The sequence below is a fragment of the Flavobacterium sp. CHNK8 genome, assembly GCF_019774515.1.
GTDB lineage: Bacteria > Bacteroidota > Bacteroidia > Flavobacteriales > Flavobacteriaceae > Flavobacterium > Flavobacterium tiangeerense.
On record NZ_CP081492.1, the window covers coordinates 2,358,628 to 2,374,593 of the forward strand.

Below are 15,966 nucleotides of genomic sequence, written 5' to 3' on the forward strand. Positions count from 1 at the left end.
GAGAACTCTTTTTTTAAATATTTATTTTTAAATATTACAATTTAGCAACAAGTTTAGTCAATTTTGACTTTAAGTTTGAAGCTTTATTGTTGTGTATGATATTCTTTTTAGCCAATTTATCAATCATTGAGATAACATTAGATAATTTTGCAGATGCTTCAGATTTATCAGTAGCTAATCTTAACGCTTTGATAGCATTACGAGTAGTTTTGTGTTGATATCTGTTTAACACTCTTTTCTTTTCGTTACTTCTAATTCTTTTTAGAGCTGATTTATGATTTGCCATTATATTGCTTTTTTATCTTTTACTAATTTGTTTGTAGTCCGTAAGGGAATCGAACCCCTGTTACCAAGACGAAATCTTGGCGTCCTAACCCCTAGACGAACGGACCATATTCTCCTAAGTTTTTTTTCAATATGTGAATTGAATTGTAGCCCGTAGCGGAATCGAACCGCTCTTACATGGATGAAAACCATGCGTCCTAACCGATAGACGAACGGGCCATTTTTTCCTTATTACTTTAGGAAACGCAAAAAAAGTAGTAGCCCGTAGCGGAATCGAACCGCTCTTACATGGATGAAAACCATGCGTCCTAACCGATAGACGAACGGGCCTTGCTTCTCTAATGCGGATGCAAAAATACAACTATTTTCGAAACGAGCAATAGCTTGTACATTTTTTTTTTACTTTTTTTAATAGGCCTTTGCAAACAGTACACGCCCTGCTGATGGAGAACCTGTAAATACGCAATTACCAGCCTCTTCTACTCTATTTAAAGGTATACATCTTATGGTAGCTTTTGTAAGGTCTTTAATTTTTTCCTCAGTTTCTGCTGTACCATCCCAATGCGCAGAGACAAAACCTCCTTTATTTTCTAGGACTTCTTTAAACTCCTCAAAACTATTCACTTCGGTAACGTGCGTGTTTCTATATTCTAGTGCTTTTGCAAACAAATCATTTTGTATTTGCTCTAGTAATGAAGTAATGTAGTTTTCAATACCGTCTTTTGTCACAATTTCTTTTGACAAAGTATCTCTACGGGCTATTTCAAAAGTTCCATTTTCTAGGTCTTTAGGTCCAACCGCAATTCGAACAGGAACTCCTTTTAACTCCCACTCTGCGAACTTAAATCCTGGTTTTTGAGTTGTTCGATCATCAAATTTAACCGAAACGTTCAATTTACGCAAACTTGCAATAAGCACGTTCACCTCTGCAGAAATCGCTGCTAATTGTTCGTCTGATTTATATATAGGTACAATAACTACTTGTATTGGCGCTAAGCTAGGAGGCAAAACCAAACCTTGATCATCAGAATGCGTCATTACAAGTGCACCCATTAATCGTGTTGAAACCCCCCAAGAGGTACCCCAAACGTATTCTTGCTTACCTTCTGCATTTGCAAATTTAACATCAAAAGCTTTTGCAAAATTTTGCCCTAAAAAGTGCGAAGTCCCTGCTTGCAAGGCTTTTCCATCTTGCATTAATGCTTCAATACAATATGTTTCTTCTGCACCAGCAAAACGCTCCGTTTCTGTCTTCAAACCTTTTATAACAGGTATAGCCATGAATCGTTCTGCAAAATCAGCATACACGTTCATCATTTTTTCAGATTCTTCAACCGCCTCGGCTCTTGTAGCATGAGCGGTATGTCCTTCTTGCCATAAAAACTCAGCGGTGCGTAAAAACAAACGGGTTCTCATTTCCCAACGTACCACATTGGCCCATTGGTTTATCAATAATGGTAAATCTCTATAGGATTGAACCCAACCTTTGTAAGTAGACCAAATAATCGCTTCACTAGTAGGGCGCACAATAAGTTCCTCTTCTAGTTTAGCATTTGGATCAACCATTAATTTACCTGGTTTATCTGGATCGTTTTTTAATCTATAATGTGTTACAATTGCGCACTCTTTTGCAAAGCCTTCTGCATTTTTCTCTTCAGCTTCAAACATACTTTTGGGAACAAAAAGCGGAAAATAAGCATTTTGATGCCCTGTTTCTTTAAACATTTTATCCAACTCAGCTTGCATTTTTTCCCAAATTGCATAACCGTAAGGCTTAATAACCATACAACCTCTCACTCCTGAATTTTCGGCTAGATCGGCCTTGACAACCAATTCATTATACCATTTTGAATAATCTTCTGATCTTGTAGTTATGTTCTTACTCATACTGAATAGTTTGGCACAAATATTGCATTAATAAATTTTGATAAATAGTTCCGCAAAACTAACTATTTTTGTAATGTGCAACAATAAAAACTCCATATATATGAAAACTTATACCTTACCCACCAAGAAACCAATATTACTTTACTTATTTGGATTCATAAGCATTCTTTTTAGTTCATGTGGCACCTATCAAAATAGCTCTTATTACGATTCTGATGGTATTTATGGCGGAACTACTAGCCGTACACCAAGATACTCGCAGCCAAATGAGACTAGCACAAGTCCCTATGCTAGTTATTTCAATTCCTTACAAAACAACAATGAACCCGTAGAGATTTTAACTGACATTGATAATTATAATGTTGATAATGACTCTATACAAAATTATACTGACTACGCTGGCTGGGGAAGCAATCCGCAAAGCGTAAGCATAAATATTTATGATAACAGCTGGGGTCGAAATAATTGGGGCTGGAACACTGGCTATGGATGGGGTGGCTACCCGGGTTGGGGCTGGAATAACATGGGTTGGAACACCGGTTTTGGATGGGGTGGTTATCCTGGTTGGGGATGGAATACTGGCATCGGTTGGGGTGGCTATCCAGGTTGGGGTTGGAATACCGGGTTTGGATGGGGCGGAAACATCGGTTATGGTTGGAACAATTGGTATGGAAACAATTGGGGATATGTACAACATTATAACCCTAGAAATTACAGTTACAATTCAAGCAGAAGAGGATCTAGTTATGCTAATACCTCAAACTCAAATAGAGGAACGTCAAGCTATACTAGAAGTGGCACCAATGTAAGCTCAAGAAGAACAGATTCTAATTATTCCAATTCAAATGGTACATATTATGGAAGAGGCTCAGCTAGTAGAATGAGTAGAACTAGTCCTGTTTTTTCTAGAAATCAAACACAAGAAAGTGCGACCTACAATTCAAACCGAAGAGGATCTGGTTCAACTCGTACAGAAAGCAGTACACCATCTCGTACTTATACCCCATCAAGAGGAGAATCAAACTCAAGATCATACACTCCAAGCTCTAGTTCTAGTTCTAGTTCTTCTAGAAGCGGAGGTAGCTACGGCGGTGGTGGTGGCGGAAGATCATCTGGAGGTGGCGGAAGAGGCGGAAGAGGATAATTATCACTAATTTTGAACTACAAACATTATTTAAAATCGTATGAAAAAATATATTTGGCTATTGGCTATTGGACTCACTGTAAATGCATTGCAAGCACAAGAAGTATCTGATGCAGTGCGCTATTCACAGGACAATTTAAACGGAACTGCAAGATTTAGAGCTATGAGTGGTGCATTTGGGGCATTGGGTGGTGACTTATCTTCAATAAATGTAAATCCGGCAGGTTCTGCTATATTTGCTAACAATCAAATGGGTCTTACCTTAACAAACTTTAGCAACAAAAACAATTCAAATTATTTTGGAAGTACAAACAGCACCAAAAATAATTCCATCGATTTAAATCAAGCTGGAGCAGTATTTGTTTTTGAAAATAACGCTACTTCAAATTGGTCTAAAATTGCTATTGCTGTAAATTATGAAAACGCAAACAATTTTAATAATGACTTGTTTTCCTCTGGTACCAACACTAACAATACTGTAGCTGATTATTTTTTGTTTTATGCCAATAGAGGAAACAATGGAGCTCCTGTACCACAGCAATTTGTAAATAGAGAACCAGGTGAATCTATCAGTGATTTGTATTCTTTTTTAGGAAACAACCTTCCTAACAACCAGTTTCCTGGATTAAGTGGATATGATGCACAACAAGCTTTCTTAGGGTATCAAGCTTTTATAATTGATGCCATTGATGAAAATAATGCAAATTCACCTTACTCATCTAATGTTCCTGCTGCAAATTATTTTCAACAAAACGCAGTTTTCAATACAGGATATAACGGTAAATTATCTTTTAATATTGCAACTTCATATAAAGATAAGTTTTATTTTGGTTTAAACTTGAATTCTCATTTTACAGATTACGTTAGATCGTCTCGCTTTTCAGAAAGAAACGATGCAGCAACTACAAATAATTTTAAAGTGAATCAAATTCAATTTAACAACGATTTGAACACCTATGGAACTGGATTTTCATTTCAGTTGGGTGCTATCGCAAAGCTTACTAACGAATTGCGTTTGGGTTTAGCACACGAATCTTCTACTTGGTATAGATTAACTGATGAGTTATCACAAAGTGTAGTAGCCATTAGCAGAAACAGTACCGAAACTTTACCAGCTGATGTTGTAAGTCCAGATGTAATTAATGTTTATGAGCCATACAAATTGCAAACACCGAGCAAAACTACCCTTAGCTTAGCTTATGTATTTGGTAAAAAAGGCTTAATCAGCGTTGATTATGCAATGAAAAATTATGGATCAACTGCATTTAAACCCAAAAATGACGCCTATTTTATGGGTCTTAACAATACAATCAGTAACACACTAGATAACACAGGTGAAATTCGTGTAGGTGGTGAATACAAAATTAAAGCCTTGAGCCTAAGAGCTGGATACAGATTCGAACAAAGCCCATACAAGAACACGGAAATCATGGGTGATTTAACTGGCTATTCTGCAGGTTTAGGCTATAATTTTGGATCTACAAAACTAGATTTGGCTTATGCCAATGCTACTAGAAATACCCAACAAGGTTTTTTTAACCAAGGATTTACAGATGGTGCAAGAATAGCTAATAACAATAACAATGTGTCGTTAACATTATTATTTGAATTGTAAATTACATGATTAAACCTTAAAATCCGTCTCGTTATTCAAACAAGACGGATTTTTTTTAAACCTGATAATCCCGAAGCGTCGGGAGAAATCCTCCCGTTTTTTTTTCGGGAGATTACTTCACCTAGCACCAATTTTCATAAGAGTTCTGCGAACTTTATTTGTGCGAAGAGCAGGAAATAGCTCCTAATAATCTGAAAAGGCTTCGAAAAAAGTTCAGTTTGAATAAAAAATTGTAATTTTGCAAAATTCCCAAATTATCGGGATGCTACCACTATGAGAACGAAGTCTTTAAAAAAGAATAAAATAAATGTTATCACCCTTGGGTGTTCAAAAAATGTATATGATAGTGAGGTCCTTATGGGTCAGCTTCGCGCAAATGGAAAAGAGGTAACTCATGAGGCGCCTGAGGCTGAGGAAGGAAATATTATTGTAATTAATACATGTGGTTTTATTGACAATGCCAAAGCAGAATCAGTAAACATGATTCTGGAATACGCTGATAAAAAAGAAAGAGGACTAGTAGACAAAGTATTTGTAACTGGATGCTTATCTGAACGTTACAGACCTGATTTAGAAAAAGAAATCCCTAATGTGGATCAGTTTTTCGGAACTACTGAACTACCTCAGCTGTTAAAAGCACTTGGCGCTGATTATAAGCACGAATTATTGGGTGAGCGATTAACAACAACACCTAAAAACTATGCTTATTTAAAAATTTCTGAAGGATGTGACAGACCTTGTAGTTTTTGTGCAATACCACTTATGCGAGGAAAAAATGTCTCGCAAACTATAGAAAAATTAGTAAAAGAAGCGGAAGGTTTAGCTAAAGATGGCGTTAAGGAGCTGATATTGATAGCGCAAGACCTTACCTACTATGGTTTAGACTTGTACAAAAAAAGAGCACTTGGAGAATTACTTGAAGCTTTAGTAAAAGTTGAGGGCATAGAATGGATCCGTTTGCACTATGCATTCCCTACAGGTTTTCCTATGGATGTTCTTGAGATTATGAAACGCGAACCAAAAATTTGTAATTACATCGATATTCCTTTGCAACACATTGCAGATTCTGTTTTAAAATCTATGCGTCGTGGGACTACCCAACAAAAAACTACAAAATTATTAAAAGATTTTAGAGAAGCCGTTCCTGGAATAGCGATTCGCACCACTTTAATTGTAGGATACCCTGGAGAAACTCAAGAAGATTTTAATATTTTGAAAGAGTTTGTTCAAGAAATGAAATTTGACAGAATGGGATGCTTTGCTTACTCACATGAGGAAAACACACACGCCTATTTACTGGAAGATGATGTTCCAGATACGGTAAAACAAGATCGTGCCAATGAAATAATGGAATTACAGTCGCAAATTTCTTGGGATTTAAATCAAGAAAAAATTGGAAAAACATACCGTTGTATTATTGACAGAAAAGAAGGTGCACACTTTGTAGGGCGTACAGAATTTGATAGTCCTGATGTTGATAATGAAGTATTAATAGATGCCTCTAAACATTATGTGAAAACTGGGGAGTTTGTCATGATTAAGATTATTGATGCAACAGAATTTGATTTATACGGTGAACCTGTTTAAAAGATTTTTATTATAAATACACTATTATGAAATTTTCAATATTGTTTGTAATGTTTCTTGTACTCTTGCCTAAGATAACACATGCTCAGTTTAACAACAACGGTTATGGCAACAATGGTTACGGTAATAATGGATATGGCAACAACCGCAGGATGAATACTAGCATGGATCAAAACAGAGGTCAAGAAAAGCCTAAAGAAATTCCAGTAGAAGTTACCGTAGGAAAGGTCATAGAACGTTTAAAGCCTGAACTGAATCTTGATGAGTTACAAGTAATTGCAATATCAAATATCCTAACAGAAAGTATTAGATCTCAAGGGATGCTTATCAAGGCCGAAGTAAGTCATGAGGACAAAGTAAACAATATTAAAGCCCTCTCTGAAACTACAGATAAAAAAATCATGGAGTTACTTAATAAAGAGCAGAAAGAAAAATTTATACTCCTAAACGAGGAAGCAAAGAATCCTAAGAAAAAAGAGAAGAAAAAGTCTAAAGAACAATCTTAAAATAAAACAATTGAGCCAAATTATGAAAAACTTTTTTTACTGCTTTTTTATAGCTGCACTAGCTGTTTCATGTGGTACCAATCCATATAAAAAAAGTGAAAAAATTTACGATTCTAAGCTAAAAACACTAGAAGGAACCATAGCGAATAAAGATCCACAAACCTTACCTGTGATTGCTCATGTAACCCTTAATATTGACACTCTTTACACAAAACAATTACACACTTACAAAGATACCCTTTTTAAAATGGGACCTACACCATTACAAAATGGCCTAAGTACAGAATGGATAGGTACTGTGAATTTTAACTTAAGAAAACCTAATTTTATCATTATTCATCACACTGCTCAAGATTCTATTCAACAAACTATACGAACCTTTACAAAAACAGAAACTCAAGTTAGTTCACATTATGTTATAGGCGAAGATGGTAAAGTAGTACAAATGCTTAATGATTATTTAAGAGCTTGGCATGCCGGTAATGGATCATGGGGTAAAAACACAGATATAAATTCAAGCTCTATCGGAATTGAATTGGATAACAATGGATCCGAAGTTTTTACTGAAGTACAAATTAATAGCTTACTTGCCCTCTTAACCAAATTAAAAAAAGATCATAACATTCCCGTACAAAATATAATAGGTCACGCAGATATAGCTCCTACTAGAAAAAAAGATCCTAGTATTTTTTTCCCTTGGAAAATTTTAGCCGAAAATGGTTTTGGAGTTTGGCCTGACGAATTTTTAGTCACCGCACCTGCTGATTTCAATGCTGAGCAAGGACTGAGAATTATAGGTTATGATACTAAAAATTTAGCAGCAGCCGTTACCGCTTTTAAACTTCATTTCATGCAAAATGAGGTCAACGGAATTATAGATGAGCTGACTAAAAACACGATTTACTCTATTTACAAGAAGCAATAAGACACAAAGTATTTATTCTTGTGTTTACCAAAAAGAACTGCCAATACCTTGACGATATTGGCAGAAAAAAAAAAAAAAAAAAAAAAAAAAAATTAAAAGGAATACGTAGTAGCAAGTAATGCAAATGCCGTCAATCCTTTTGGTGCTGCATCACTATTTGTAAAAATATCTTCGGAAGCTTTATCAAAACGAATTTCCGGAATTACTGTTAAATTTCCTGATTTAAAATTTAATGATAACGTATTACCCAATACACTAGTTCCAGCAAGAGAACCTAGACCAGGCGTTGCATCTTTGGCACCAAGATATTCTATTCTATAAGCTAAACTTAAATTATCTTTGAGTACTACTGTAGCATACCCCAGAACAGAAAACCATTTCCCATCTAAATTAGAATCGATATCGTTGTTAGTTAAAGCATAAGTTCCATTAAAACCTAAAGAAAAAGTGTCACTTAATTTTTTAGTAGCCACAACATCAAATTGTGTTTTGTTTTCATCAGAAGACGGATTGCTGCTTCCTGAGGTAGCATTCAAATACAAACTTCCTGTATCTCCTAAATAAGAGAGTTGACCAATGAAAGTTTTTTGAGATGAACCAGCTTCAAGAGCAGTCTTAAAATCTGTTGGATTTGTGATTCCTGCCATGAAACTAAATTTTCCTGTTGTATATTGCGCTTTTATTCCAGTATTAAAAAAAGGCCCATAGGTAAAAGCATACGACATACTATAGTTTTTATTATCAACAGCATCTAACAACTCATATCCGATATGGGTTCCAAAACTACCTGCAATTACTTTAAATTTATCTGTGAATTCATAGGTGAAATTTAATTGTTTGATCATAAATGTAGTTGCCTCATCATTGTATGTAAACTGAGAAGCTCTATTACCAAAACCTAAATCTACAAAAACAGAAGCTTTTCCCATCTTATGACTCGCTTCAATAGAAGCCATACCTAGTTCAAAAGAGTTGTGAGAATTTGTAAAACTAGTAAGACTATTATCAACACCAGAAAAGTCATATTTATAATATGCATCTGCAGATCCAGCAAAAGTTGTTGCAGGTACAGCTGTTGATTCTTGAGCAAAGGCATTACTCATGGTAACTAATAAGGCAATTGTAGCAATTTGTTTTTTCATGTTTGGTTGGTTTTAGTTAATATTCGAATTTTACTCATCATTTTAGGCTTCATACCAATTACAATAAAGACCTTTATAATAGGATATTCAGCGCTAATTTCACGGTAATTATCTCATTTTCATGGACGAATTTATTAACTTTTATCAAACTCAAATCATAATTGACAATATTTATAGACTGAAAATGAAAGAATTATGAATATCGAAATATCCTACTGTTTAAATAGTTTATTGGTATTTAAAATAGATTATTCTATTTTTTTAATAATTATAAAAAACAATAATACCCCCTATTTTATTTAATAAAATACTATTTAAAATAAAAAAATCAAAAATTAAATAATTTAAAAGCAATATAAAACACAAACCCCTATAAAAAATAGGGCTTTGTGTTTTTTAAAATAAAAAGCAAAGTTATTTAAACATTTACTGAGCTTAAATCTAAAGAAGCAATTTTTTAAGAAAATTTTAAAATAATTTCATATCCTTTTTATTAACTTTATATAATAAAAAAAACAAAGAAGTCTATTTTTCAACTTGTTGTAGGCGCTTTCAATTATTGAAAAACTGCATCTATTATTACTTGAAGTAATCCATAGAGGCATCATTGAAAAAGTAAATAAAATCGTAAAAATCAAATTATTAGAGAATTCATTTTACTTGACATTCAAGATTTTAAAATCTCCGAGTACATTATTAAACTTGATATTTTATTAAAATATTTTAAAAAAATTAGAACAGTACTATCATTTTTCCCCTTTAATAATTACAAAAAATTATATCAATGAAAAACATATTTATCCTATTAACGCTATTTTTGAGTATGATTATTCAGGCCCAAACTCATGAACTCATAAAACAAGATGGTAAAAAAATAGATATAAATTTTATTAAAGTTGCTAACAATCAAGTTTTTTTCAACAGTCAAGGAAATCAAGAAGAAAAAAGCATGAGTAAATTTGCAATAGCACAGATTAAAGAAAAATCAAATTCTGATGTAAAAATGATTTCAAACAAAATCATCCTTAGTAGCAAAGAAGATTACAACAAGGTTGTATTATTAGAACCAAACCAGACAGAAGGACTTAAAGAAATTGGATTTACAAGCAGTTTCTTAGGCAAAACTAAAGGAGAAACAAATCAAGATTATAAAGATAAAGCTGTTAAAAGATTAAAACAGCACGCTGCTGCAAAAGGTTATCCGTTTATAGTTATGATTTCGTATGACTCAAAAAATCTAAAAGCAAAAATGTTTTCATATTGATTCACAACACCAAGAATTAAACAAACAATCTAGAGCAAATTTACATTTTGAATATTAGGTGTCCTGATTTTTTTAAAAAGAAAAACACTATTCAACGACAATTGACTTACTATTCATAAATTCAGGTAGTGTAATTTTTTTAAATTACTTTCTATTACAAGATATTTTTTACACCTTCAAATAGCATGTTAAATAATGAGTTTTAAATATTTCCCCACTCTAAATTTTTATACCAATTTTAACTTTAAAGCTATATGATATCAAAATTGATGCTGATAAACCACAGCATTTCTATTTACTAATATTTAGGTAACCTAATGATTACCCATTTTAATCGCTCAAGATAAAGCCCAAAAAGTTTACTCTATAATTCCTTGAGAAAACGATTGATTGATTTAAAAATCTTTTTCAGTTCATAAAATGATTTGGTACAAGTAAAACGAAGTACTTTTTTATCTAAATGCCTTTGTCTAGTCCTGAAAAAGTGATACAGGATTAATAAAAAATAAAAGTACAATTTTAGACAGTAGCAAGCTCTGGTTTGCTACTGTTTTTTGTTTTATAGGTTCTCATTTTAATTTTGTTTTGGTGATGCATCTGATTTGGAGTAAGCATGTAATTAGAATAATGAGGTCTGATTTCATTATAGATATCAATAGCTTCTTTTACAATTTTTTGCATGATTTCTGCTTTTTGATTGTATTTGTCAATCCTAAATTCCTGTTTTAAAATACCATTGATCCTTTCTGCCACTGCATTTTCATAAGGGTCAGAGTTTTGTGTCATACTGCATAGAATTTTATTTTTATTAAGTTGCATTTGGTAGTCATTAGCACAATATTGAATCCCTCTGTCTGAATGATGTATCAATGGTAAGTTTTTGTTGTTTCTGTGTTTAAGAGCCATTTTAAAAGCCTTCAAACTGCTTTCTGTGTTCATGTTATCGGCAACATAATATCCCATAATCTTTTTAGAATAAGCATCTGTGACTAAGCTTAAATAGCAAGGATTATCTCTTTTTCCTATATAGGTTATATCAGAGACCCAAACTTGCTCTGGTCTGTTAATTTCTAAATCTAGAATTCGATTTTGATGTTTATTAAATCGATGATGTGAGTTAGTCGTTACATGATAACTTCGTTTAGGATGTATCAATAAATGATTGGCTCTGAGTATATCAAAGAACTTATCTCTTCCAATTTTCATTAATTGAAGTTTATCAAACAAAAGATAATATAGTTTTCGAGTACCTATTCTAGGCATTGTCTTCCTGATATTATTCACCATCAAAATCACTTCTTTGGCTTTGTTTTGTTTGGATGCTATTCTTCTAGTCTTTCGATAATAAACCTGTCTGTCTATCCCGAACAAATAACAAGTAAACGCTACTGTTTTTTGTTCTTTTGCTCTAAAGCGGGCGATTGTTCGGGTGCAGAGTTTTTTCGGATATCTATATGATATTCTTTCTCAGCTAAATCAATCATCATGTCAAACAAGATTGCTTTTTTATCTGCAACGTAAGCTTGTCGTTCTAAAAGAGCCTTTTGTTTTTCTAATAGCTTGACTTGGACTTCAAGTTCCATAATTTTTGTTCGGGTGACTTTGCCATATTCAAAGGGGGTTGGTTTTCCCAATCAAAGTTACCAAATTTTCGTAACCAGCCCAGAACTGTAGCATGGCTTTGAATGCCATATTGTTTTCTAATTTGGGTAATTGATGAACTACCTTGCTCAACTTCTCTAACGATTTGAAGTTTTAAGGACATGCTGTAATCTCGCTGGGTGCGCTTTACATAATTCGTGTATTCTTCCATAACGATTGTTTTTGTGTATCGCTATTTCAGGACGGGACACTTTAATAAATAAAAAAACCACCATTTCTGGTGGTTAATACTTTTTTAATTTATTGAAAATTACAAAGGAATATTCCCGTGTTTTCGTACTGGCGTAACACTTACCTTGTTTTCTAGCATGCTATATGATTTTATCAACTTTCGTCTGGTATCTTGCGGTAGAATCACTTCGTCAATAAAACCTCGTTGTGCTGCTGTGTATGGATTTGCAAATAAATCAGCGTATTCTGCTTCTTTTTCTAACAGTTTAGCTTCTTGATCATCAGCTTCATTGATTTCCTTTTTGAAAATAATTTCCGAAGCTCCTTTTGCTCCCATAACAGCAATTTCGGCAGTTGGCCAAGCAAAATTCATATCTGCACCTATGTGCTTAGAGTTCATCACATCATAAGCACCTCCATAAGCTTTTCTGGTTATAACAGTAACTTTTGGAACCGTAGCTTCACTTAATGCATATAGTAATTTTGCACCATGAACTATAATTCCGTTCCACTCTTGATCAGTTCCTGGTAAAAATCCAGGCACATCTACAAGTACTAAAAGCGGAATATTAAAAGCATCACAAAAACGAGTAAAACGCGCTGCTTTTTTAGAACTATTCACATCCAGACATCCTGCAAGAACCATAGGTTGATTTGCAATAATTCCTATACTGCGACCCGCTAATCTAGCAAATCCTACAATTATATTTTCGGCATAATTTTTATGAATCTCAAAAAAGGAATCTTCATCAATGATTTCACTTATAACCGAGTGCATATCATACGGTTTATTAGGATTATCAGGAAGTATTGAGGTCAATTTATCTCGATATTCGTCATTAAGTGTATATGGCAAATCAGCTGCTTTTTCTTTGTTACACTGCGGAAAATAGCTTAATAATTGTTTTAAATCATCTAAACACACCACATCATTTGTTGATGTAATATGAGCCACACCAGATTTAGTTGAATGTGAACTTGCACCACCCAATTCCTCTGAAGTTACCGTTTCATTTGTCACTGTTTTAACCACATTAGGACCTGTAACAAACATGTAACTGGTATCTTCAACCATCATCGTAAAGTCGGTCATGGCAGGCGAGTATACCGCTCCTCCTGCGCAAGGGCCCATAATAGCCGATATTTGAGGAATTACACCACTGGCTTGTACGTTTCTATAAAAAATATCGGCATATCCACCTAATGATCTCACTCCTTCTTGTATACGCGCACCTCCTGAATCATTTAGACCTATCATAGGCGCACCCATTTTAACAGCCATATCCATTACTTTGCATATTTTTTCGGCATGAGTTTCAGACAATGAACCTCCAAAAACCGTAAAATCTTGAGCAAAAATGTATACCAAACGTGCATTTATAGTTCCGTACCCTGTAATAACTCCATCTCCATAATACTGTTCTTTTTCCATTCCGAAATCAGTGGTACGGTGTGTCACTAACATCCCAATCTCTTCAAAAGAATTTTCATCCAACAAATACTCGATTCTCTCTCTTGCCGTAAGTTTTTTATTAGAATGTTGTTTTGTAATTCTATTTTTACCTCCACCCAAATGAGCTTCGGCAATTTTTTTGTTTAATATATTTATTTTGTCTTTCATGTTTTTCTTTTTTTAAGCGCTAATTTTATTAAAGACCCCAAAATAATTGAGTTTCCTTAAAAAAAGGCTTGACTAAGCTATTTTTCAATAATGGATAAATAATAGTTTAATTCAACAAGCGTATGATTTTCTGGTCTTCAAAATAGTGCTTTAGAGCTACCATAGCAGCAATTTCAGCTTCTTGTTCCATTTGTTGTTTCAAAACTTCAGCATTGTAATATTTCTTAACGAAATGAGTATCAAAATTCCCAGAACGAAAAGCCTCATGTTCAAAAACAAATTTTCCGAAAGCTAAGGTCGTTTGAACACCCTCAACATGATAGTTTTCAATAGCCTTGATCATAATTTGAATTGCCTCTTCACGAGTTTCACCAAAAGCAATTAATTTAGCCAACATTGGATCGTAATAAATAGGAATATCCATACCCTGTTCAAAACCATTATCCACACGAACACCTTTGCCAACAGGCAATTGATATACCTCCAAATGTCCCACACTAGGTAAAAAATCATTCATAGGGTCTTCGGCATACACACGCAATTCTACGGCATGACCCTTGATTTTAAGATCTTCTTGTTTCATGGCTAATGCTTCGCCTCTGGCAACTCTTATTTGTAATTCTACAAGATCAGTTCCCGTTATAATCTCGGTCACAGGGTGTTCCACTTGCAAACGAGTGTTCATTTCGAGAAAATAAAAATTGTTATTTTCATCCAATAAAAATTCAACTGTACCCGCACCTAGATAATCACAAGACTTTGCGACTAATACGGCAGCTTCACCCATTTTTTGTCGCAATTCAGGACTTAAAACTGAGGAAGGAGCCTCTTCAATTACTTTTTGATGGCGGCGTTGAACACTACATTCTCTTTCAAACAAATACAACACATTACCATGACTGTCAGCCATTATTTGAATTTCAATATGTCTAGGAGAACCCACGTATTTCTCAATAAACACAGATCCGTCACCAAAAGCGGCAATTGCTTCACTGATAGCGCGATCCATTTGCGATTCAAAATCAGCTTCACTTTCTACCACACGCATACCTTTTCCTCCACCTCCAGCAGATGCTTTAATTAGAATTGGAAAACCAACTTCCTTTGCTATCAACTTTGCTTTTTCAACATCGGTAATAGCTTCATCAAAACCAGGAACCATAGGAATGTTATATTGCTTTACAGCCTCTTTAGCTGCTAGTTTACTTCCCATAATTTTAATGGCTCTAGACTTTGGACCAATAAAAATTATGTTGTTTTTTTCGCACTCTTCGGCAAAATCAGCATTTTCACTTAAAAATCCATAGCCAGGATGAATAGCATCTACATTTAAGCTTTTAGCAACTTCAATAATTTTATTTCCAAGCAAATACGACTCACTTGAAGGTGCTTCTCCTATACAAACCGCTTCGTCAGCAAATTTAACATGTGGCGCATTTCTATCAACTGTAGAAAAAACCGCCACTGTTTTAATACCCATCTTTTGGGCGGTTTTCATTACTCGAATAGCAATTTCACCTCTATTAGCAACTAAGATTTTTTTCATTTTATATCTTTTAAACCGCTGATTCGCAAATTTTACTCTCTTAAAATGTATTGCATTGAATTGTTCAACACTCTAATTTTAATTTGCGAACTAGCCTATTTTATTATTCAAATTCAATTAATAACTGACCTTTATCTACAGCATCACCTGTTTGTACAGAAATGCTCTTAATAACACCTTCGCGCGGTGAAAGAAAGCTATTTTCCATTTTCATGGCACCTAGAATAATCAAATTATCATTTTCTTTCACTGTTTGCCCTACAACTACATTGATTTCTAAAATCAAACCAGGCATAGGCGCCTTGATAAAATTTACTTGTTTTGAAAGTCCTGTTTCAAAACCCATTTCTTTTATCAAACTATCCAGCGGGCTAGAAATTGCAACAGTATAGGTGTTGCTATTTACCTTTACGGTATATTTTTTTTGATGAAAATCAGCAGATAGAATTTCTGCTTTAAAGGCTACATTTTCATGAAGAATATGAAAATTATTTTTTTCGATACTTACAGCATCAACTTGTGCAACACGCTCGCTATCCAAATCAAAATGAAAAGTGTCGTTTACAGTAACTTTATAATCAATACTCATTTGCTTCTTATTTTAGTGTTGT

The 15,966-nt window shown here is 34.0% G+C and carries 15 protein-coding genes and 3 tRNA genes; 6 read left to right on the forward strand and 12 right to left on the reverse strand.

What is annotated here, in order from left to right; all coding sequences use genetic code 11:
• Positions 1-34: 34 nt before the first annotated feature.
• The 5 genes from rpsT to proS form a co-directional block, all read right to left on the reverse strand.
• Positions 35-286, reverse strand: coding sequence for a 30S ribosomal protein S20 (gene rpsT / locus K5V07_RS10070; RefSeq protein WP_086453799.1), 252 nt, complete (start codon positions 284-286; stop codon positions 35-37).
• 34 nt (positions 287-320) lie between these two features.
• Positions 321-392: transfer RNA gene (locus K5V07_RS10075), tRNA-Glu, on the reverse strand.
• 40 nt (positions 393-432) lie between these two features.
• Positions 433-504, reverse strand: a tRNA-Glu gene (locus K5V07_RS10080).
• Positions 505-543: 39 nt separating this feature from the next.
• Positions 544-615 (reverse strand) — tRNA-Glu (locus K5V07_RS10085).
• A gap of 78 nt (positions 616-693) precedes the next feature.
• Positions 694-2,172 (reverse strand): proline--tRNA ligase, encoded by a 1,479-nt coding sequence (proS, locus tag K5V07_RS10090; RefSeq protein WP_221917383.1) that lies wholly within the window; start codon positions 2,170-2,172, stop codon positions 694-696.
• A 100-nt stretch (positions 2,173-2,272) separates the two neighbouring features.
• On the opposite strand from proS, the gene K5V07_RS10095 reads away from it, so the two are divergent.
• The 5 genes from K5V07_RS10095 (at position 2,273) to K5V07_RS10115 (ending at position 7,949) form a co-directional block, all read left to right on the forward strand.
• Complete coding sequence (locus K5V07_RS10095) at positions 2,273-3,316, forward strand: hypothetical protein (RefSeq protein WP_221917384.1); 1,044 nt, start codon at positions 2,273-2,275, stop codon at positions 3,314-3,316.
• A gap of 40 nt (positions 3,317-3,356) precedes the next feature.
• Complete coding sequence (locus tag K5V07_RS10100) at positions 3,357-4,931, forward strand: OmpP1/FadL family transporter (RefSeq protein ID WP_221917386.1); 1,575 nt, start codon at positions 3,357-3,359, stop codon at positions 4,929-4,931.
• Between the two features lie 273 nt (positions 4,932-5,204).
• Positions 5,205-6,518: a 30S ribosomal protein S12 methylthiotransferase RimO gene (rimO, locus tag K5V07_RS10105; protein WP_144892784.1), complete on the forward strand. Its 1,314-nt coding sequence runs from the start codon at positions 5,205-5,207 to the stop codon at positions 6,516-6,518.
• A gap of 26 nt (positions 6,519-6,544) precedes the next feature.
• Positions 6,545-7,024: a hypothetical protein gene (locus K5V07_RS10110; protein ID WP_144892786.1), complete on the forward strand. Its 480-nt coding sequence runs from the start codon at positions 6,545-6,547 to the stop codon at positions 7,022-7,024.
• 22 nt (positions 7,025-7,046) lie between these two features.
• Positions 7,047-7,949, forward strand: coding sequence for an N-acetylmuramoyl-L-alanine amidase (locus tag K5V07_RS10115; protein ID WP_221917388.1), 903 nt, complete (start codon positions 7,047-7,049; stop codon positions 7,947-7,949).
• A 92-nt stretch (positions 7,950-8,041) separates the two neighbouring features.
• Here K5V07_RS10115 and K5V07_RS10120 read toward each other — a convergent pair whose 3' ends face one another.
• Positions 8,042-9,091, reverse strand: a complete 1,050-nt coding sequence (locus tag K5V07_RS10120) for an outer membrane beta-barrel protein (RefSeq protein WP_221917389.1) — start codon at positions 9,089-9,091, stop codon at positions 8,042-8,044.
• 784 nt (positions 9,092-9,875) lie between these two features.
• Here K5V07_RS10120 and K5V07_RS10125 point away from each other — a divergent pair.
• Positions 9,876-10,355 (forward strand): hypothetical protein, encoded by a 480-nt coding sequence (locus K5V07_RS10125; RefSeq protein WP_221917390.1) that lies wholly within the window; start codon positions 9,876-9,878, stop codon positions 10,353-10,355.
• A gap of 519 nt (positions 10,356-10,874) precedes the next feature.
• On the opposite strand, the gene K5V07_RS10130 is transcribed toward K5V07_RS10125, so the two are convergent.
• From K5V07_RS10130 to K5V07_RS10155, 6 genes are all read right to left on the reverse strand, one after another.
• Positions 10,875-11,726, reverse strand: a complete 852-nt coding sequence (locus K5V07_RS10130; RefSeq protein ID WP_221917391.1) for an IS3 family transposase — start codon at positions 11,724-11,726, stop codon at positions 10,875-10,877.
• Between the two features lie 14 nt (positions 11,727-11,740).
• Positions 11,741-11,938, reverse strand: a complete 198-nt coding sequence (locus tag K5V07_RS10135; protein ID WP_221917394.1) for a hypothetical protein — start codon at positions 11,936-11,938, stop codon at positions 11,741-11,743.
• Entirely contained in the window at positions 11,908-12,168 is a 261-nt protein-coding gene (locus K5V07_RS10140; protein ID WP_221917396.1) for a hypothetical protein, read from the reverse strand. Before K5V07_RS10140 ends, K5V07_RS10135 begins: the two co-directional genes overlap by 31 nt.
• A gap of 99 nt (positions 12,169-12,267) precedes the next feature.
• Positions 12,268-13,809 carry an acyl-CoA carboxylase subunit beta gene (locus tag K5V07_RS10145; RefSeq protein WP_221917398.1) on the reverse strand — a complete coding sequence of 514 codons (1,542 nt, stop codon included), beginning with the start codon at positions 13,807-13,809 and terminating at the stop codon, positions 12,268-12,270.
• A gap of 106 nt (positions 13,810-13,915) precedes the next feature.
• Positions 13,916-15,355 (reverse strand): acetyl-CoA carboxylase biotin carboxylase subunit, encoded by a 1,440-nt coding sequence (gene accC / locus K5V07_RS10150; RefSeq protein ID WP_221917399.1) that lies wholly within the window; start codon positions 15,353-15,355, stop codon positions 13,916-13,918.
• Between the two features lie 103 nt (positions 15,356-15,458).
• Positions 15,459-15,944, reverse strand: a complete 486-nt coding sequence (locus tag K5V07_RS10155; protein ID WP_144892798.1) for an acetyl-CoA carboxylase biotin carboxyl carrier protein subunit — start codon at positions 15,942-15,944, stop codon at positions 15,459-15,461.
• Positions 15,945-15,966: the final 22 nt, after the last annotated feature.